This is a genomic window from Nostoc sp. CmiVER01, from assembly GCF_034531135.2.
In the GTDB taxonomy this organism is placed as follows: Bacteria; Cyanobacteriota; Cyanobacteriia; order Cyanobacteriales; family Nostocaceae; genus Nostoc.
The window spans coordinates 116,235-137,785 of sequence record NZ_JAVRBU020000001.1 but is presented as its reverse complement, the minus strand read 5'-3'; the positions used below and the strand labels follow the sequence as shown (position 1 = coordinate 137,785).

14 protein-coding genes are annotated in these 21,551 nt (G+C 41.1%); 11 read left to right on the top strand and 3 right to left on the bottom strand.

From position 1 onward, the window contains the following. The first annotated feature begins 30 nt into the window (after positions 1-30). The 9 genes from RMZ43_RS00505 to RMZ43_RS00465 all read left to right on the top strand — a co-directional run bounded on the left by RMZ43_RS00505 (position 31) and on the right by RMZ43_RS00465 (position 16,118). Entirely contained in the window at positions 31-1,311 is a 1,281-nt protein-coding gene (locus tag RMZ43_RS00505) for a S41 family peptidase (RefSeq protein WP_322652983.1), read from the top strand. Positions 1,312-1,356: 45 nt separating this feature from the next. After that, positions 1,357-2,265 (top strand): hypothetical protein, encoded by a 909-nt coding sequence (locus RMZ43_RS00500; RefSeq protein WP_322645660.1) that lies wholly within the window; start codon positions 1,357-1,359, stop codon positions 2,263-2,265. A gap of 20 nt (positions 2,266-2,285) precedes the next feature. Next, entirely contained in the window at positions 2,286-3,257 is a 972-nt protein-coding gene (locus RMZ43_RS00495; protein WP_322645659.1) for an RNA polymerase sigma factor, RpoD/SigA family, read from the top strand. Between the two features lie 457 nt (positions 3,258-3,714). Beyond that, positions 3,715-5,247, top strand: coding sequence for an efflux RND transporter periplasmic adaptor subunit (locus RMZ43_RS00490; RefSeq protein WP_322652982.1), 1,533 nt, complete (start codon positions 3,715-3,717; stop codon positions 5,245-5,247). Beyond that, positions 5,244-8,366: an efflux RND transporter permease subunit gene (locus tag RMZ43_RS00485; RefSeq protein ID WP_322652981.1), complete on the top strand. Its 3,123-nt coding sequence runs from the start codon at positions 5,244-5,246 to the stop codon at positions 8,364-8,366. The genes RMZ43_RS00490 and RMZ43_RS00485 overlap by 4 nt, the downstream gene beginning before the upstream one ends. Before the next feature lie 284 nt (positions 8,367-8,650). Continuing rightward, complete coding sequence (locus tag RMZ43_RS00480; protein WP_322652980.1) at positions 8,651-11,755, top strand: efflux RND transporter permease subunit; 3,105 nt, start codon at positions 8,651-8,653, stop codon at positions 11,753-11,755. Positions 11,756-12,378: 623 nt separating this feature from the next. Continuing rightward, positions 12,379-12,981, top strand: a complete 603-nt coding sequence (locus RMZ43_RS00475; RefSeq protein ID WP_322652979.1) for a cysteine hydrolase family protein — start codon at positions 12,379-12,381, stop codon at positions 12,979-12,981. A gap of 4 nt (positions 12,982-12,985) precedes the next feature. Next, positions 12,986-14,368: a PAS domain-containing sensor histidine kinase gene (locus tag RMZ43_RS00470; protein WP_322652978.1), complete on the top strand. Its 1,383-nt coding sequence runs from the start codon at positions 12,986-12,988 to the stop codon at positions 14,366-14,368. A 517-nt stretch (positions 14,369-14,885) separates the two neighbouring features. Further along, entirely contained in the window at positions 14,886-16,118 is a 1,233-nt protein-coding gene (locus RMZ43_RS00465) for a damage-control phosphatase ARMT1 family protein (RefSeq protein WP_322652977.1), read from the top strand. A gap of 144 nt (positions 16,119-16,262) precedes the next feature. Here the strand turns inward: RMZ43_RS00465 and RMZ43_RS00460 are convergent, their stop codons facing one another. Next, positions 16,263-16,712 (bottom strand): antibiotic biosynthesis monooxygenase family protein, encoded by a 450-nt coding sequence (locus tag RMZ43_RS00460; RefSeq protein ID WP_322652976.1) that lies wholly within the window; start codon positions 16,710-16,712, stop codon positions 16,263-16,265. Between the two features lie 10 nt (positions 16,713-16,722). Here RMZ43_RS00460 and RMZ43_RS00455 point away from each other — a divergent pair, with 10 nt between their 5' ends. Continuing rightward, on the top strand, positions 16,723-16,932 hold the full coding sequence (locus tag RMZ43_RS00455; RefSeq protein WP_428850684.1) for a hypothetical protein: 210 nt from the start codon (positions 16,723-16,725) through the stop codon (positions 16,930-16,932). A gap of 582 nt (positions 16,933-17,514) precedes the next feature. Here RMZ43_RS00455 and RMZ43_RS00450 read toward each other — a convergent pair. Then, positions 17,515-19,278 (bottom strand): Rieske (2Fe-2S) protein, encoded by a 1,764-nt coding sequence (locus RMZ43_RS00450; protein WP_322652974.1) that lies wholly within the window; start codon positions 19,276-19,278, stop codon positions 17,515-17,517. A 371-nt stretch (positions 19,279-19,649) separates the two neighbouring features. After that, positions 19,650-20,072 (bottom strand): ester cyclase, encoded by a 423-nt coding sequence (locus RMZ43_RS00445; RefSeq protein ID WP_322652973.1) that lies wholly within the window; start codon positions 20,070-20,072, stop codon positions 19,650-19,652. 418 nt (positions 20,073-20,490) lie between these two features. Between RMZ43_RS00445 and RMZ43_RS00440 the strand changes: the two genes are divergently transcribed. After that, entirely contained in the window at positions 20,491-21,438 is a 948-nt protein-coding gene (locus RMZ43_RS00440; protein WP_322652972.1) for a glycosyltransferase family 2 protein, read from the top strand. Positions 21,439-21,551: the final 113 nt, after the last annotated feature.

The following is a 21,551-nucleotide window of genomic DNA, read 5'->3' as shown; positions in this document are numbered from 1 at the left end:
AATTCTGTCTTATTCTTCAAGAGTTAAAGCATGTTTAAACAAAAATTCTTCGTCAATATAGAACTAGCCGCTATCGCAGCAATCCTTGTAGGAAGTAGTTTTTACGCTTCTAAAGCTTTAGGTAAACCCCAATCTAACTCCCAAAATATGGTGGATGAGGTGTGGCAAATCCTAGATAAAAATTATGTTGATGTCAGCTTTAACCATCAAGATTGGAAAGCAATTCGACAACAGTATATGAGCCGTTCCTATAGTTCTAAGAAAGAGGCTTATGGAGCGATTCAAGAAATGGTGGCAAAATTAGGCGATCGCTACACGGAGTTTTTTGACCCACAAGAATTTAAAGCCCTAAATAACGACATTTCTGGCAACCTCAGTGGCGTAGGATTAGAACTTGCACAGAATGAAAAAACTAAAGCCTTAACCGTTGTCGCCCCAATTCAAGGAACCCCTGCTTTTAAAGCAGGTATTTTGCCGGATGATGTAATTGTTCAGATTAACGGTCAAAAAACTCAGGGGATGAAAATTGACGATGCCGTTAAGCGGATTCTTGGCCCCGTGGGAACCAAAGTAGTACTCATGATTCAACGGGGCAATAAATCGCAAACTTTCCAACTTACCCGTGCCAATATTGCTATCCATCCTGTAACTTACAACACGCAAACAACCGCAGCAGGTAAAATTGGTTATATTCGTTTGCCAGAGTTTACACAAACTGCCCCCGCAGAGATGCACCGAGCAATTCAAGCATTAGAAAAACAGCAGGTGCAGGGCTACGTTTTGGATTTGCGTTCCGATCCAGGTGGACTGCTGGATGCAAGTTTGCAAATTGCCAGTATGTGGTTGAAGCAAGGGGCGATCGTGTCTTTGGTAAATCGAGACCAAGTTAAAGAGAGCTACAATGCATCGGGACATCCTCTCACCAACAAACCCTTAGTAATACTGGTTGATAAGGGATCTGCTAGCGCTAGCGAAATTCTATCGGGAGCGCTGCAAGACGATCATCGCGCTACCTTAGTAGGGACTCGCACTTTCGGTAAAGGTTTAGTTCAAGCCGTAGAGCCACTAGAGGATGGTTCAGGTCTGAAACTAACGATCGCTAAATACTACACACCAAAAGGTCGAGATATCAATCATGTCGGCATTGCCCCAGATATTAACGTGGAGTTAAGCGAGGCACAACAGAAAGCATTAGTGCAAAACCAAACCTTGGCGACATTAGCCGATCCTCAGTATGCTAGCGCCGTTGCTAACCTGAGCAAATTGATTCAATCAGAGGACAATCATCTAAGTTTACAGCGTGGTAAATAAGTATACGAATACTTGTCAACAAGTCAAGAAGTGTATCTTTCAACCATGTCAACCTATAAAACCAAACGACTCCAAATTTATGAACCAGCCCCAGGTCTAAAAATCCTGGTTCAACTCAGTAACACTCCTTTAGTGCGGATAGTCATAGCTATGATTACCCGCCATCAGCTAGCGATCGTTGGGCTTGTATTTGTTGCCACTCTAGTTTTTTCTATGCGGGAAAACGCCCCCTGGCTGACAGTACCTAAACAGGTAGCGATTGAATTTTTTTCTGCTGTATCCCAGTCCCTAGCTGCTTTATTGGGGGTGTTAATTGTTTTCCTCACCTTTACTAGTCAGTTGATCGCTCAAAGGAGATATGAAGATTACTATACACTTCAGATTCAGATTGACCAACTCATTCGTTTAACTCAGTCCCTTCCCTCTGAACTTAGTAACTTTGATGAAGCTCTGATAGCACTCATTAACTATTTAGTTCCCTTGCATTTAAAAGATTTTCCAATCTGGGCAAATAACTCTCAAGTACTGCCTTGGGACAAGCTTTTAGATAATTTCAAGAATGAACATGAATTGATGCAAATGCAGCAACAATTATCGTTAGCTACCCATCTACATCAACAACAAATTCTACTGGTCATCAATAATATGGAGGAAATCCTGGAAAGATTTTCCAGGCTTTACAATCGCATCTTAGAGATGAGTCGTTTCATTCTGGCGATCGTTAAGCTGTCCTTTCTATTGGGAGTTTCACTTCTGTTTTTGCTGTTATTTGGCATTATCGATTTGCAAAGGAAGTTTCCTGATATCAGCCTACCTGTAATTGTTTCTTTAGCAATTTGGGTATTGATTGCTCTTTTGGAGCTAGTGCTTGATACCTGGTTTTTTTATAAAAACCTTTATGGAGCGTCGAGCCACTATCTACGGTTTTTCCCTAATCTAAAATACCCTAATTAATGAGCAAAGGCTAACTCACTATGAGTAATTTAACATCATTTCCAGATACTAAAGCTATTAACACAAGCAAAGCTTCCACTGATACAGTCCGTGCTTATCTTCAAGAAATTGGACGGATACCTCTGTTGACTCAAGAACAAGAAGTTTTTTTTGCCCAGCAAGTTCAGCAGATGATGAAAATACTTGCTGAATCAGAAAAAATGACTGTTGAATTAAAGCGTACACCTACATTGCCAGAATGGGCTAACCAGATGCAGTTAAGTGAACAGGAACTACTTCAACAGCTAAATCAAGGTAAAAAAGCCAAGCAGAAAATGATCGCGTCTAATCTTCGGCTTGTGGTGTCAATTGCCAAGCAATATCAAAGACGTAACTTAGAGCTAATGGATTTAATTCAAGAAGGTGCATTAGGTTTAGAGAGAGGAGTTGAAAAATTCAATCCGGCTCTAGGATACAGATTTTCAACCTACGTTTACTGGTGGATTCGTCAAGGAATTACCAGAGCGATCGCCCAACAAGGACGCGCGATTCGATTACCGATGCACATCAATGAAAAGTTAAACAAAATTAAGCGCGTTCAGCGAGAGTTATCTCAAAAGCTGGGACGTATTCCTACCACTAAAGAAATTGCTCATGCACTTTCTTTAGAGCCTAGTCAGATTCGAGAATATCTAGCTTTGGCTCGTACAACTATCTCCCTCGAACTTCGAGTTGGGTCAGATAAAGAGATGAAATTAGAAGATTTAATAGAAGATTATAGATATTCTGAAAATGGCTATACTACTCAGCAATTTTTCGATGATGAAGTTGATAGCTTATTGTCAAGCTTGTCCAAACAACAACAAGAAATATTAACCTTGCATTTTGGATTAACAGATGGACATGAATTTACTCTAGAAGAGATAGGTAAGCGAATAGGTATTAGTCGAGAACGAGTTAGACAGATAGAAAAACAAGCTCTACAAGTTCTATATCGGCAGTTTAACAAGTAATAAATAAACACAAAGATAAGTATTTATCAAAGTATATAAAATGAGGAAATATTTTAAGTATGATTTTCTAAAAAGCATTGAACAATATTATTGGTTTGATTCACATTCTACAAAATCACCATTTGTAAAACACGTCGAGCAAGCCGGAAAAAACTAATTATTCAAATGTGCCGCCTCAAATAAAATTGGTATAAGCGGGAGTTGAAGTGGTAAAAGATTTCATTGTTTCTAATAATCCTGGTTTGTGATAAGTGATTCATCTCTAAAAATAATGACTATCAAAACTAAAGTCCTTACCCAACAGGAAAGTTAGTCGCTCATCAGGGAAACCGCCTTCTCTACGAGACGCTTCGTGTTAGCAGAAGCCTCTCCCTTTGGGAGAAGACCGCGCTAACTCACTACAAACTTTAATTTATTTACGCCTAGATATTTACACTAAAATCCATTGGAGGTTCTGATGAACCATGAAATTGAAATTTCTAACGAGAATTTGACTGAGAACAGGATAGAACCAGAGCTACCGCGATCGCCTAAAAAGAAAAAGATTCGTTTGGTAATTTTGGGTATGCTATTGCTGTCTGGGCTAGGTTTTTTTGGTATCCATGCGAGTGCAGCCAAGTCAGACAAATCTGAAAAGTCTGGGCGTAATCGGCAGCAAGTGACACCTGTAACTGTGGCAATGGTGACACAAAAAACGGTTCCGTTGCAACTACAGGCGATCGGTAATGTACAAGCGGGTTCTACGGTATCGATTACGCCCCAAGCTAGTGGGCGGATTGTTGGCGTTTATTTCAAGAAAGGTCAAGATGTAAAAAAGGGACAACTTTTGTTTACTCTAGATGACCGATCGCAAGCTGCTGCAATCCAGCAAGCTCAAGGTACTGTAGCTAAAGACCAAGCCTCGGTACAACAAGCCAGAGACGCATTAACTAGAGATTTGGGTCAGGTAGATCAAGCCAGAGCCACTTTAGTCAAAGACCAAGCTTTAGTGCGACAAGCCCAGGCGAATTTGGCCAAGGATCAAGCGCAAGCAGAATTTGCCCAAGGACAGAGCGATCGCTATACTACGTTATACAAAAAAGGCGCTATCAGTTTAGATCAAGCACAGCAATACGTTTCTAATAGTAAATCGGCTACAGCAACCCTCCAAGCAGATCGAGAAGCGATCGCTAATGCTGAGGCTGTTTTGAAAAGCGATCAAGTGGCGCTGACTAATGCTGGCGCAGTTGTCAAGGGCGATCAAGCTGCGATCGCTAATGCTCAAGCTGTTGTCGTTTCAGACCAGGGAGCATTAGACAATACCAAAGTGCAATTATCTTACGCCAAAATTTATGCGCCGATTGATGGTCGCGCTGGCAATATTCTCGTGACTCAGGGCAATGTGGTACAAGCCAACAGCACAACTCCACTTGTTACCATCACCCAAATTCGCCCGATTCAAGTTGCTTTTTCCATTCCTGAAACAAATCTGCCCCAGGTACAAAAATATATGCAGAATGGCAAGCTGAAGGTAGATGTAACGTTCCCCGATAATCCATCTCATCCAATACCAGGTGCTTTGACCTTTGTCAATAACACAGTTGATAACACCACGGGGACAATTCAACTAATTGGCGACTTTGACAACACTCAGGGACATTTGTTTCCCGGTCAATTTGTCAACGCAACTTTAACGTTGACCGAAGAACCGAATGCAACGGTTGTTCCTTCCCAAGCCGTGCAGAATGGCCCCGATGGGCAGTTTGTTTTTGTAGTTAAGCCAGACATGACGGTAGAAAACGTTCCAGTTACAGTTAGCAGCACGATTCAGGGGCTAGATGTAATTCAGAAAGGGCCACAACCAGGGGATAAAATTGTTACCGATGGTCAGGCAAATCTCATCTCCGGGAGCAAAGTTCGCGTCAAAACACCCGGCAATTCTCAAGGCGGTAATGACTCGAATCAGCCAAGAAGAAATCATTCCCGTAACTCTGGTGGAGGTGATTCATGAACCTCTCAGAACCATTTATCCGTCGCCCGATCATGACAACTCTGGTGATGGCGGCGATTTTGATCTTCGGTTTCATGAGTTATCGCCTGCTGCCAATCAGCGATTTACCAAGTGTAGATTATCCTACAATTCAGGTAAGTGCTTCCCGACCGGGAGCCAGCCCGGAAACAATGGCAGCATCGGTTGCCCGTCCTCTAGAAAAGCAATTTTCCAGTATTGCTGGACTCGATTCGCTCAACTCAACTAGCACTCTGGGACAGACTCAAATTACCCTGCAATTTAACCTGAGTCGGAACATTGATGATGCAGCGCAGGATGTACAAGCTGCGATATCGGGAGCATCGGGACAAATTGCTAACGATTTACTTAATCCTCCCACCTACAGCAAAGTTAACCCCGCAGATCAACCGATTCTCTACCTTTACCTCGATTCTCCTACTCTGCCGCTTTCCCAGGTAGACAATTATGCCGAGACTTATTTAGCGCAAAAGCTATCTACAATCAATGGGGTAGCACAGGTAGCTGTCTACGGTTCCCAAAAGTATGCGGCTCGTATTCAACTCGATCCGCAGCAATTGGCAGCGCGACAAATTGGGCTAGATCAGGTGGCGACGGCTATTCAACAAGGTAATGTCAATTTGCCTACCGGCAGTCTTTCGGGAAATCACAAGAATTTTACAGTCCAAACTAACGGACAACTTGAGGATGCGGCTGCTTATCGTCAGTTAATAGTATCTTATAAAGATGGAATGCCCATCTATCTCAATCAACTGGGTCGGATTGTTGACAGTGTAGAAAATGACAAAGTAGCAAGCTGGTATAACAATACTCGCGCCATTATTATCACTATTCAAAGGCAGCCCGGAACCAATACGGTGCAAGTCGTAGACACGATTAAGAAATTGCTCCCGGATTTGCGATCGCAGATTCCGGCATCAGTAGAAATTGGGATTCTTTATGATGCGTCTCAATCAATTCGAGATTCAGTAGATGATGTCAGATTTACGTTGATTCTGACGATCGCTCTAGTTATCTTAGTAATTTTCATCTTTTTACGGAACCTCTCGGCGACGGTGATTCCCAGTTTGGCTTTACCCGTTTCGCTGATTGGAACTTTTGCGGTGATGTATTTGCTGCAATACTCACTAGATAACCTGTCACTGATGGCGTTGACCCTTTCAGTGGGTTTCGTAGTGGATGATGCGATCGTCATGCTAGAAAATATCGTCCGCCACATGGAAATGGGGGAACGTCCCTTAGAAGCGGCGTTGAATGGGTCGAGAGAAATTGGTTTTACAATTCTGTCGATGACACTTTCCCTAGTTGCAGTGTTCATCCCCATGTTGTTCATGAGTGAAGTGCTGGGACGATTATTTCATGAATTTGCTGTGACGATCGCAGTGGCAATTCTCGTCTCTGGTTTTGTATCTTTGACTTTGACTCCCATGTTGTGCAGCCGTTTTCTGCGTCCTGTGGATCATGCTAATCAAAGTCGGTTATATCAAGCTTCCGAATATGTATTTGATCGCTTCCTCGGTCTGTACGATTGGAGTCTCAAAAAAGTCTTAAAATATCACTTCACCACGATGATTTTATCTGTCGTTCTATTGGTGGTGACAGTTGGGTTGTTGGTGGTAGTTCCAAAGGGCTTTATTCCTAGCGAAGATACCGGACAAATTACAGGCATTACCCAAGCAGCCCAAGATGCATCCTTCGATAATCTTGTCCAGCATCAGCAGACAGTTGCTAACCTGATCCGCCAAGATCCAAATGTAGATGCAGTCAACTCCAATATTGGCGCGGGAGCGAGTGCTAGTGGCAGTGGGGCAGCAGTTGCAGCCAATTCTGGTAGTTTGTTTATTCGCTTAAAACCGCGATCGCAGCGCCAACTTGGTGCTGACGAAATCGTGCAAAATTTGCGAACCAAACTTGCCACTGTTCCAGGCATCCAAGTATTCTTACAAAATCCTCCAGCGATACCCATTGGCGCTCAACAAAGCACAGGACTTTACCAGGTTGCACTTCAGAGTTCTGATGTTAAACCCTTACAAGAATATGTTCCCCAACTTGTTCTGAAGATGAAGAACTTACCAGAACTCCAGGATGTCAACAGCGATTTACAATTTGCTTCCCAGATTCAAATTGACATTGACCGCGATAAAGCTTCAACTTATGGTATTACCGCCGAGCAAATCGAAAATACCCTCAGAAGTGCTTACGGTTCCTACCAAGTGTCAACCATCTATGCAGCAACCAATGAGTATCAGGTGATTTTGGAATTAGCACCGCAATATCAGCAGGATATCAATGCTCTGTTAACCTTATACATTAACTCCAGCACAGGAGTAGCAGTTCCTCTAAAGACATTCGCCAAACTATCTCAGGGAGTCAGCCCGTTAATGGTCAATCATAACGGTCGGATGAACGCTGCTACCATTTCCTTTAACCTCGCCCCTGGTGCGTCCTTGGGAAATGCCAACCAAAAAATTGCAGAACTGATCGATCAAGTGATTCCTAAGAGTATTAGCACCAGTTTTCAGGGCGCAAGCCAAGTATTTCAAAGTTCACTGCCGAGTTTGGGTTTATTGTTAGTGATCGCCATCCTAGTAATTTATCTAATCCTGGGTATTCTCTATGAGGATTTCATTCACCCAATTACAATTCTTTCGGGTTTGCCATCAGCAGGTTTTGGGGCATTGTTAACGCTGATAATATTCCATGTTGAACTCAACGTTTACTCCTTCATAGGCATAATTCTCTTAGTGGGCATTGTGAAGAAAAACGGGATTATGATGGTGGATTTTGCAATTGTTGCCCAGCGAGAAGAATTGAAAAAACCGTCTGAGGCAATTTATCAAGCCTGTTTGGTGCGCTTCCGTCCAATTATGATGACGACGATGGCAGCATTAATGGGAACCTTGCCTATTGCGATCGGATTTGGGGCTGGTTCGGAATCCCGCCGTCCTCTAGGGATTGCAGTTGTGGGCGGACTGGTATTTTCTCAGATATTGACTCTGTATTTAACACCCGTCTTCTATATATATATGGAATCGTGGCGGAAAAAGCTTAATCAAGTTAAGTTTCGGCGGGTGTTCTCATTTACAGGTGAGCGATCGTAATGTTTAACTTTTTTAAACGAACCGCAAAGGACGCAAAGGACACAAAGGAAGAGATAGATAAGTTCAAGAAGCAGTGTGGGAGTCGTTAGAGATGTTTATAAATATGCAGATAGAGCCGTTGCACCCATCACACATTTATTAAACTCACTTTGAAATATAATTTCAACACATTTCACTTAACCATTTCTTCCTTCTCTTCCTTTGCGCTGTTTGCGTCCTTTGCGGTTCGTTTAAAAAAAATTGACTTTGACAAAGAGTTAAGCCTTAACTCAATAACAAAACCCATGAACCTTTCAGAACTCTTCATCCGTCGTCCAGTCATGACCACTTTGGTAATGATGGGTATACTCATCTTCGGTCTGATGAGTTATCTACTATTACCCATCAGCGCCTTACCCAACGTTGAATATCCTTTTATTTCTGTCTCTGCTAGTCTCCCTGGTGCTACCCCCGAAACAATGGCATCTTCCGTCGCCGCACCACTAGAAAGACAGTTTACCGAAATAGCCGGACTCAATTCATTCAATTCCACCAGTTCAACCGGTAGCACTAACATTTCCCTACAATTTGACTTTAGTCGCCGAGTGGAAGATGCCGCCAAAGATGTACAGGCAGCCATCTCAGCAGCAGCCGGACAACTACCAGCCGGAATGCCTCACCCCCCCACATACCGTAAAGTTAACCCATCTGTCTCACCAATTCTCTTCCTCTATATGTATTCGGAGACACAGCCAATCTCGACAGTAGATGAATACGCAGAGGTAACAGTTGGTCAACCAATTTCGATGATTGATGGTGTTGCTCAGGTACAGGTTTTTGGTCAACAGCAATATGCAGTCCGCGTCCAGCTTGACCCGCGAGAGTTAGCATCGCGGGGAATTGGTCTAAGTCAGGTAAAAACTGCAATTCAACAAGGAAATGTCAACTTACCAACTGGCAGTCTCTCTGACAGTTACAAAAATTATACGATTCAGGCGAACGGTCAACTCACCGATGCTGCCAGCTATCGCCAGCTAATTGTAACTTACAAGAATGGTGCGCCCGTGCGACTCCAGGATTTGGGGCAGATAATTGACAGCGAACAAAACGTTAAAGTCTCGAATTTGTATAGCGATCGCAAAGTAACAAATCGTCATTCTGTTGTTCTCGCTGTACAGCCGCAGCCGGGTGCTAATACGGTAAATATTGTTGATGCTATCCAAGAGCTTTTACCTACACTCCGCGAACAAGTTCCCAAATCCATTGAGATGGGGATTATGTACGATCGCTCCCAAACGATCCGCGCCTCTGTCAACGATGTGAAATTTACTTTGGTTCTGTCGGTTTGTCTAGTTGTCTTGGTGATTTTCTTATTTTTACGTGACATAACAGCTACCCTAATTCCCAGTTTGGCGTTACCTGTAGCAATTATTGGCACTTTTGCGGTGATGTATCTGTCGGGTTTCTCCCTAGACAACCTTTCACTCATGGCGTTAACCCTTTCTGTGGGCTTTGTCGTGGATGATGCGATCGTGGTGTTAGAAAATATCGTCCGTTATCGAGAAATGGGCGAATCTCCCTTGAACGCGGCATTGAAGGGATCGAAGGAAATCAGCTTCACCATTTTGTCAATGACCCTTTCCTTAGTAGCGGTGTTTATTCCCATCATGTTTATGAGTGGAATAATCGGGAAATTATTTCATGAATTTGCCGTGACGATCGCAGTGGCAATTTTGGTTTCGGGTTTTGTTTCCCTCAGTCTCACCCCCATGTTATGCAGTCGTTTCTTAAGTTCATCACATCAGCAAAGACCAAATTTGTTGTATCGCGTCTCAGAACGAGCATTTGATTTACTACTGCAAGGATATGATTGGACGCTCAAACCAATTTTAAAATACCGCCTGATGACACTGATTGGTTCTGGCATTTTGCTGGTAATGACCGTCTATCTGTTCGTCATCGTTCCCAAAGGATTTATTCCAACCGAAGACACCGGACAACTGATGGCGAACACCAAAGGAGCGCAAGATATTTCTTTTGATGATATGCGCCGTCACCAGCAAAAGGTTGTTGACATCATTCGTAAAGACCCCAACATTGAAGCAGTTGACTCGATTGTGGGTGCAAGTGGCCCGAATGCGTCGGTAAACTCCGGGCGAATTACGATTCGGCTCAAGCCACGTTCAGAACGTAAACTGAGTGCTGACGAAATCATTCAAGAACTAACCCCCAAATTGAAACGTGTAGTTGGGGTTAAGACATTCCTCCGTTCTCCGCCAGCTATTCCCATCGGCGGTCAACAAACTAATTCTACTTATCAATTCACCTTGCAGAGTTTGAATTTACAAGACCTGCGCCAATACGTTCCTAAACTTGTAGATAAAGTCAAAACTCTACCAGGACTCCGGGACGTTGACAGTGATTTACAACTCAGCACTCCTCAAATCCAAGTCCAAGTTGACCACAACAAAGCTGCAACTCTTGGGATTACCGCCCAACAAGTTGAACAAACCCTCAGCGCCGCTTATGGTTCCAGCCAGGTGTCAACTATCTATACCCCAAATGACCAATTTTATGTAATTTTAGAAGTAAAACCGGAGTTTCAGCGAGATCCCAGCGCCCTATCACTACTATATGTGCAATCGAGTACTGGAAAACAGGTTCCCCTAAGTGCGATCGCTAATATCACTCAAAATGTCGGCCCTCTCACCGTTACTCACGTTGCTCAACTCCCCTCTGCAACTATCTCTTTTGATACGCTCCCAGGAACATCTCTAAGTCAGGCTACAGATGCTATCAAGCAAGCAGCCAGTGAGCTATTACCCTCAACAATTACCCCCAGCTTTCAAGGTTCAGCCCAAACCTTCCAACAATCTTTCAACGATTTAGGTGTATTGTTGTTGGTGTCTATTTTAGTAATTTATCTAATTCTCGGTATCCTCTATGAAGATTTTATACACCCAATCACCATTCTTTCCGGTCTGCCTTCGGCGGGTTTTGGCGCATTACTGACGCTGCTGATTTTCCAGGTTGATTTAAATCTTTACTCTTTCATCGGCATCATTCTGCTAGTGGGCATCGTTAAGAAAAACGGCATTATGCTAGTGGATTTTGCCATTGAAGCGCAGCGAAAGGAAGGTAAAAATTCCTTTGATGCCATCTATACCGCTTGCTTGACTCGCTTCCGCCCGATTATGATGACGACGATGGCAGCTTTAATTGGCACGCTCCCTATTGCTCTGGGTACAGGAATAGGTTCAGAAGCGCGTCGTCCTTTGGGAATTGCGATCGTTGGTGGATTAGCGTTCTCTCAGATATTGACTCTCTATCTAACTCCAGTGTTTTACATTTACATGGAGGCATGGCGGAAAAAGCTTGGTAGACAAAGTACTAGAGTTAGAAAGACTTAACGGGAAAGCTTATACCAATTAATTTGCTTTAAAGCAGTGATTGATACAATTTTAGTAATCGGTTTCAGCTTTGCTCCTTGATAGGAAATCAAATGTGAAAAATGTAGAAAACTCTTCAGTGAACACCTAAATTTTGTGAGAAAGAAAAGAACTTATATCAAACAACTAACTTGCACAGAAAACAATACAAAAAGTATTAGATTCGGGCATACATAGTATGGTATCTAAAGGTATAGAAAAAATCTTAAAAGACACATCTGAAGATAACGGTGATTTAAAACCTGAAGACTTAAATCTCTCCTTCCAAGCAATACTTATGTACTACTAGTTTGCGATTGCTCTGTGTCGGTTGCGTAAGTCCTGACTAGATAACAGCAACTAGGGAGAACTATTACAAAGTTTTAAGCTCTTTGGCTTTAGGCTTTTATGATGCCGTTCGCCTGCCTTAAGAGCGATGGCGCTGCTTTGCCCTACGCTTCAAAGCCAACCAGATCAAGGTTAACGCTTAACGATTATGCCATTCGACTCACACCCCTATATGTTCCCTGTGTTAGTTATCGTTAGAAACACATTTAAAACGGGAATAATAAAGAGTCTATATATACTAAATACTTAAAAATACAATGCAACCTCAAAGTACTGCTGTGATCTTGATTGGTTATCAAAATGACTACTTTGCAACCGATGGTATTCTACATAGTGTGATTGAGGAATCTTCAAGGGCCACCAAAGTATTAGAAAACACTGTTGAGCTTGTACAATGTTTGCGACAAACTCCAGTGTTGATGATTGCCACACCGATTTTTTTTACGCCAAACTACGAGGAATTGGTTGAACCTGTTGGCATTCTTAAAACTATCAAGTCAGTTGGGGCTTTTCAAGCTGGTACGAAGGGATCGCAGATGATTGATGAGTTGCTACCCTTTAGCAGCAGAATTCTCGAAGTTCCCGGGAAACGAGGATTTAATGCTTTCATGAATACTAACTTAGACATGATTCTCCATGAAAAAGAGATTACTCATGTAGTTCTAGCTGGTGCAGTCACTTCGGTCTGTATTGATTCTACAGGTCGTTCTGCACATGAGAAAGGCTATCAGGTTGTTATTTTGTCTGATTGTACTTCTGCTCGCACGGTGTTTGAGCAAGAATTCTACCACACTCACGTTTTCCCCTTATACGCCGATACAATTAACCATACCGAGCTACTTCAGCGTTTGAGAGTATAGTAGAATGTCAGATATAAACAATGAATTGCATACACAGATTCAGTACAGTTTGATTGAGAAATTGTCTGAATCCGAGCGGCGTTACCGGGAATTGGTGAATAGTCTGCGCGAAATTGTGTTTAAGTGCGATCGCTTGGGTAATCTCAATTTCCTTAACCGAGCCTGGACAAATACTCTTGGTTATGGGATAACAGATGTCATCGGTAGTGCTTTAGGCAATTTCATTGACTTGAATGATCGGCACTTGTGGTCAGAAACTCTAGAAAAGCTACAAACCGGAGTAGAGGTTTGTCAAGTACTCCGCTTTTACCATCAAACTGGTGTAATTGTTTGGTTGGAACTATCTGCTCAACCTCAAAGTGAAACAGAATTCTCTGGCTCACTGATTAATATTAGTGATGTCTACGACGAGCTTCGCTTACGCAAACAAGCAGAAGCATTATTGAAGCAAACGAATGAGCAACTGGAAGCTAGAGTAGAACAACGAAATATTGAGCTAATTCAAGCTAATCACGACCTAAAAGTTACCCTTGATAAACTCAAATATACTCAGGCTCAACTGGTGCAAACTGAAAAAATGTCGAGTTTGCGGCAATTAGTTGCAGGGATTGCTCACGAAATTAATAATCCAGTTAACTTTATTTACGCTAATCTCACTCATGCATCTGAGTATACAGAAGTCTTATTAAAAATTTTGCAACTCTATCAGCAAACCTATCCAGTTCCCTCGCTACAAATTCAAGAAGCAATAATAGCCTGGGATTTGGACTTTATTCAAAAAGATTTAGGTAAGCTGCTGGAGTCGATGCAAGTTGGCAGCGAACGCATTAGAGAAATTGTGCTGTTACTGCGAAATTTTTCTCGGTTGGATGAAGCAGATATCAAAAATGTTGATATTCACGCAGGTATCAATCACACAATCACATTGCTTCGTCACCGCTTACAAAGTGAGTCAGGAAATCCGGTAATTCAAATAATTAAAAACTATGGAGTAATTCCTTATGTAAAGTGCTATCCTGCACAACTAAATCAAGTATTTTTAAATATTTTAAATAACGCTATATATGCTTTAAACGAGGCAATTGCTAATCTATCAATTAGTCAAGATACTCAATGTCAAACGTTTGTTCCTACTATTTGGATTAAGACTGAGATCATTGATGAAACTTGGCTTAATATTTGCATTAAAAACAATGGTTTAGGTATTCACGAATCGGTAATTTCTAAAATATTTGATCCGTTCTTTACAACAAAGCCTGTTGGCAAAGGAACTGGGCTTGGCTTATTTATTAGTTATCAAATTGTAGTAGAAATGCATCAAGGCAAATTAACTTGCACCTCAAAAACAAGCCAAGAAACAGAATTTTGTATCCAAATTCCTATCTAATATAGCAATCCGATTTAATTTTTGAATCACTCCTAGAGGTAAAGGATTGGGGACTGGGAAGAAGGAATAAGGGTGTACTGAGTTTTGTTCAAAAATCAAATATGAGTTCTATATAACTATTGCTTTTAAAACAAGTAGTCTTGGTTAATACCAATTCTGTATGAAGATGTGCTAAACCATATTTAAGTACAAGGAAGAAAAACGAACCGCAAAGGACACAAAGAAAGAAAGAATTTAAGAAGGTTTGGCGCAGCCTCACAAAGAAATGGTATAAGTTTATAGCTATTGTAAGGAGCCACAGAAAAACAATTTAAATATTTTTGCTTGAAAATTAAGGCTAATATTTAGTTTAAAAATAAATTTATACAACTTATTTTTGCGGTGATGCTTAAGCAATTCAAGGAGATGATCTCAAATATTAGGAATTTGACGTTATCATACACACAAGTTCCTCTTAAAGGGTGATTATAGGATTATTGAATGCTAATAGATTATAAATAGAGGGCAAGAGAAATTCGTGATCAATTCATATAAAGTGCCAAAATTACCACTACCTCCATCACTTTTAGGCTCAGAAATCGGTTCTTTTACTGAGTTTACAGTCACTCAAAGAATGCCTGCGATCGCTCGCCGAGTTATCGTGGAAAATAATTTTTCAGCGGATATTAATACAAGATTAGAAAGCCTTGCTACAGAACTGCCAACAGGATATTTACAACCTCTAGTGAATGATACTGGTGCAGATTTTTCAGCTTGGGATACGTATCTAGAAGCTTACAAAGGTCAGCGTTGGATAGATATTCCTTGGTTTTTTGTAGAGACTTATTTTTATCGGTTAATTCTAGAAATTACTCATTATTTTCGCCCTGGTATATGGCAAGCTGTTGATCCATTCCAATTGCAAAAATCTCAGGGGTTAGAAGCGTCTCTTGACTCGACTATTCTTCTATGTACTCAGGTTAATAAATGGCTAGAAGATTCTGAAATTGATGCCCCAGCACATCAAACAGCTTTAATTGCACTCTTATATTTCGCTTTGTGGGGAAATCGAGTTGACTTGAGTTTATGGTCAGCATTCGAGGACGACCGGAGCCGTTTTGATATTCAAAATCAACTAGCTCACATTTTAGTAAATGATGCCTCCCAAGTTAGTGAATTATTAACTCTTTGTCAAGGAGGTCGTATTGATTTTGTCTTAGACAATGCTGGTTTTGAACTTGTTTGTGATTTATGCTTAGTAGATTTTTTATTAAGTAGCAACTTAGCTAATGAAGTTTACCTGCATCTGAAACCCCATCCTACTTTCGTTTCTGATGCCATGATTAAGGATGTACATGACACAATAAGTTTTTTAGCCGCTACTAGTGATCAACAAGTGACATCTTTCGCTCAAAGATTGGAGAGGCATATTACATCAAGGCGTTTAGTGTTGTCTGAAAATTACTTTTGGACATCACCTTTAGCATTTTGGGAAATGCCTAACTCTCTCAAGAATGAGTTAACCAATGCCAGCTTAATTATAGTCAAAGGAGATGCAAATTATCGCCGATTATTAGGCGATCGCCACTGGGATATTACTACCAGCTTTGCAGATATAGTCTGTTATTTACCTGTACCAACAGTAGCATTACGCACCCTGAAGTCGGAAGTAGCAGTAGGTTTAGAATCTGAGGTTGTTGAGAAAGTAGCAAAATCTGACCATTCTTGGTTAACTAATGGACAATGGGGTGTGATTCAGTTCGTGGCTTAGTAATTTAGCAATATAGAGCCAATGCTCCCCTTTACCGCTAACTCTACTAAACCAATTGCTTACGGTCGGTATTGCTAGGGTAAATTTTAGTAATCGGCATTTGAGGTGGAATCTCGACGTAAGAGTATTTACTCCCTTAATGAATTATTGGCGTTGATCTAGTAAAACATCAAAATGTTTAACCTTGGTTTCTGGTTCAATCAGATACTGGTTATCTTTGGGTAAAGGGTGTACTTGTTCTATATCATTGCCAGCAAAGGCACGAATAGCATCGCGTGACTCCCAATAAGAGATAACAGTAAACTCTGTAATTGTGCCATTAGTTCGACGAAATACTTGCGCTCCTCGATTTCCAGGAATCGATTGGATTTTCTTAATTCCAGCTTCAGTTAAATATTTATAATATTCCTCTGCTTTATTCGTCAGTGTTTGACCATGCCAAATACGTGCAACTACTGTTTTAGATTGGGTCGTACTGCCATTAATTTTAGATGGAACTGCGCCAGGCTTAGTCTGTGCAACTGTTACACAAGGTAAAGAAGCAAGTAATAGCGCAGATGCAAGAAATATGCCGAAAGTTTTTTCTCTTCTCATTGTGAATTTTTTGCTAAAGTTAGAAGATTTGAGCGATGATATTTTTTTCATAACATTATCAAGTTTAAAAAATAGATTACAAGATATTGGTAAGCAACAGCAAAGTGGATTTGGTGGGGTAGAAGTCAATACAGTTCAGTTAAGCATTTCTTTCTTCTCTCTGCGTCCTTGGCGTCCTTGGCGGTTCGTTAAAAAAATTGAGTTTGACAAAGAGTTTTAGCCTTAACTGAACCGTATTGGGGTAGAATACCATTTCACTAAAATCCTGATACAAATTCTTTCCCCTCTGCTCCCCTGCTCCTCTGCTCCCCTGCTTGCCTAAATGTATCAACCTTAAAGTGAAACGGTAGAAGTATCTGCTTTGTCACGCCTGGGATTACAAAGCAGATGACCTCATGCTAGCTAGTGATAACGGAGGATGTTGGGTGTAGTGGTTGCTGCTGTTGACCTAAAGCCATTGGGTAGCATGGATTGTAGGGGATGGAGTAGTTAGGGAGGAGCGTTTACACTAAATCCCGTAGTGCAAAATCTGAAGATAAATGATTTCGCGGTAAAAATATGTGCAAATCTAAAGAAATTATTAAGGCAATACCCAGGTAAGATGGGTAAAAATTGGGTAGTTCTGCGCTATTTTTTAGCAAATGATTGAGCGATGATTATGTGTATAGAAAGCGCTGGCAAAGATTTTTAGCTGGCATTTAATAAACCGATATAAAACAAAGCCCTGGATTTTTACCAGGGCTTTTTAAATTGAAAACTCAATTTTCAAAGTCGGCGCCTATGACTAGAAGCCGAGAGCTTGTCAAGATTCCTCGAATAGGCGATCGCCTTTATGTAACCGATAAGCGATTTGATAGGTTTGTGCTTGCGATCGCATTGTGGGAGAATGGGCTGCTAAATACCGAGCAGCAGCAACTAATACATGAATCCCAGCAGGAGCATCGCCTAATAAAGAATACTGACGAAAAGCGGCTTCTATTTCTTGAATTACATGAAAATCACGGTTTTCTCTGAGCATCATTTTTCCTAGCAGCGCCATTAGTCTTTCAGGCTTGCCACCACTATATAAATAATTAGCCACTAATTGACCTGTTTGGTTAACTTGCTGCTGACGATTTAATAAATCTGGTAGCTGCTGGAGTAATTCTTCGGGATTTGAAACGGAGTCTTTAGCTTCTAGAAGTCGTGCTGGTGGTACATTCAAAAAACGATTTAAATAGACACTCATCGCCGCATCAAAGACTCCTCTGAGTAGTTCAACTGTTGGCACTCGTCGTAACCCTTGATGCACAGCGTTAGCAAAAGTAAATGGATGATGTGCTGAATTCCAATCTCCAAAGTCATTGTTAGTATTAAAACGAGCTACACGCAGTGCGGCTGTATAAGTAACAACACTTGCTAATTGTTCTTCTGTACAACCTGCTTGTAGGGCATTTAGTAGCGAGTCTGCGATCGCTTGTGGGTCTTCACCTAATAAAATTGGTATTAATTGCTTCGAGTTTGACCAAGTTCCTCGTTGAGATTTCCCTGCACTTAAGACAGTGGGTAATTGCTCAAAAGCCGACTCTAATATTGCCACCAAATCTACAGGGTAGCGCCAAGAATTAGATTCTTCCATTCGGGATGCACTAGCTAAACCCGAAACTAAGCTAGGTAGAACAGATTCCGCAGCTTCCCAACCAACAACATCAAGTGCTTCTAGTGCTTTGTTAATAAAATCAAGGGTATGCCCAATATCAAGATAACGATGATCTGTAGCCGATGAAAACAGCATATCTGCAACTTGCTCTAAATTAGCCCCTGAGCGAATCGCAGATACTAGACATCTTTGTGCAGCTTCACTATCCCGTACTTCAATAAACTGGCAAAACCAGCTTTTAAGAGTCGGAAAATCAACGGTAGAGTTAGGCAATGGCTGAACAACAAACAGAGGCGGCGCATCTGCACTATCATTAGCGACTGCCGAAAGTCCGTGAAATAAGGCACGAGGCTTGTCTTCTTGATCTAGATAAGGTAGGAGATTCATCATGCAGGTATGGATAGTTAAACCTATACCCCAACCTGTTTTGTTGTAACTAGTGCCAAATTTTAGACCGATTTGAAATGGTTCAGCCGGATTTACTCCTATATCTAACAGTGCGATCGTTGATTTGGCAATCACTAAAGAAATACTCTGCTTTAAACCATCTTCAAGGCGTTGGCGTTGGTGGGCATGAAGATTAACTGGCGGTGCTAAATTCACCCAAACTTCACCATCACGGATTTCCACAGGAAATGCCGGAACATCATCTGCCCAAGAGTCGAAGGTTCCACCACTAGCTATATCAAAGCGGGCATAATGCCAAGGACAAGTAACAATACCATCTTTGCAAATGCTACCTTGCAATGGAAAACCCATGTGGGGACATCGGTTATCTATTGCATAAACTTTATTATCTGAGTAAAACAAAACAATAGTATGTTTTCCCTTGTGGACTAACAAACTGCCTGCTGCTTGAACATCTTTAAGTTGAGCAACACGGGTATAATTGTCTTTATTGGTTGTTTCTTTAAATATTAGAGTCATTTAATTTACACACGAGTGAATCTCGAAAGCTTTACTTCTACTCTGACAAAATTTTCCTTTCTTGGAGCATTTGCAAAATACTAATTTTTGTTAACAATACCTTAAGCTACTAATAGTGCTTGTGTTCATTTTCAACGGATGCAAAAGGCTTTAACCCAGATAAATGTGGAACTCCATAAAGTTGTTAGCGATACACTGATACTACTGAGATGGGAGTTATTCAAGCGATCGCCAAATACAAGAATGCTTGGCTCAATTTAGCGACAAAATTAATCTCAATAAATCTCCGCTTCTGCAACCAAAGCAGTCATCAAAACGACGACACCAATGTTTCTCAAGAGACTTGCCATTTCAGCAAGTCTCTAAAGTTACTATACAGAAGCTCCTGGCTCAATCCGCGCCCCAAGCTGAAGAACTCGTCCGAGATCATCAGCGTTACGCCAGGTTTCAATTATTTTCCCGTCAACAATCCAATGAATGAAAATAGCTGTGAACGTTTGCTCTCGGCCATAACTTGGTATTCCAAAAAAACTTTCCTGAACGCAGGTATTAGTTGCACGCACCACTACTTTGTCACCTTCAGCAATTACGTCTTCAATTGTCCATTTCTGCTGGATAGCCCCAAATGAACCAAAAAGTTTACGTACCCCATCTGGCCCCGGAGGAAGCCCAGGTAAACCACCGTGCATTCTCCAAGTTGGGGCAGTCATCTCGCAGATATCTTCAATCCGATGCTCGCTAATGAGTTCTATCCACCGTTGAGCAATTATTTTGTTGTCTTCAATGCCAGACATTGCTACTCCTTTTCTACTTAAATTAAAAATAGTATTTATTTATCAGTGATTAACTGTCGGTTGAGTGTTTTAATCCAATGCCCAAGAATACGGGACTTCCAACTAAAAAAATATTCTATCGTGGTGTAGGCAGGGGGGCAGGGAGCAGTTTTTGCTGGGGGAGAAAGAAAAATATGATCTGAGTAAATTGGATAATTTATTTTCTGGAAGTCCCTACAGTGAATTTTTGGGACAAACGATAGCACAGCAGGGGTTTTACCAATGTAAACAAACAACGGGTAATGTTAACGTCATGCAAACTATACCAATCTTAAATCATTCGTGAAACGTATCAATATTCCTTGTTATTTTTCTCTTTACCCCTACTTACTGAGCGGATACAATTTTATTTACTATATTTCCTAAAATAGTATAGAATATGCCTAAAATTACTGTTTGTATTCCTACTTTTAACCGTGTTCATCTCCTTCCTTATGCCATTGACAGTGTACTCAATCAGTCTGAGCAAGACTTTGAGCTAATTATTTGTGATGACGGTTCTAGCGATCGCACACCCGAATTAATGTCACAGTATACAGATCATCGGATTAAATATATCCGTCATCTGCAAAATATTGGTAAAAGTAATAATATGCGCTCTGGCTTTGATGCAGCTAGTGGTGAATACTTTATTAAATTTGATGATGATGATCGGCTAACACCCGATTTTCTTGCAAGTACAGCAGCTATTCTTGCTCAAGACTTTAGTATTGATTTTGTTGGTACAGACCATTGGATAATTGATATTGATAATGTGCGGGATGAGGTAAAAACTCAAGAAAATTCTCATCGCTGGGGTAGAAAGAATTTACCAGCAGGTGTTGTAGACAATTTGTTGGAAGTGGTATTTATTCAGCAAAGCTTTCAAGTTGGGGCGACATTATTTCGCCGTAAAGCATTACAAGAATTAGGATATATGCAGCCAAATCTGCAAAATTGTGAGGATAATGATTTATTTGTGCGTCTGGCTTTGGCTGGCAAAAAAGGTTATTACTTACCAGAATTATTGATGGAATATCGCACCCATGCGGAGCAGCAAGGTATTAATCGAGCCATTCCTTATTTGTTTGATAAAATGCAGTATTTAGAAAGTTATAAGTTTGAGTCTGAAAAAATAGAGACTATCAGGAAAAATCGTCTAACTGAAACGCAATTATTATTAGGTTTGCGTTTAATTGAAAAGGGTGAAACGCAAAAAGGCAGAGAGCTAGTTTTAGCAGGACAGTCTTTTTCGGCTGCTAAAGCTTGGACTGGTTTAGGGTTATCGTTGTTACCAGTTGGATTGCGAGGTAAGGCGTTTAATGCATTGCGACAGATGCATGGTTAGGCTATAGAAATGCGTTAACGCAGTTCGCCGCAGGGATCGTTTTTTTCTATCAAGTACGTGGTGGGGAATAGCTCACGCAGAGGCGTAGAGGGGTAAAGAAAATTATTTACTGT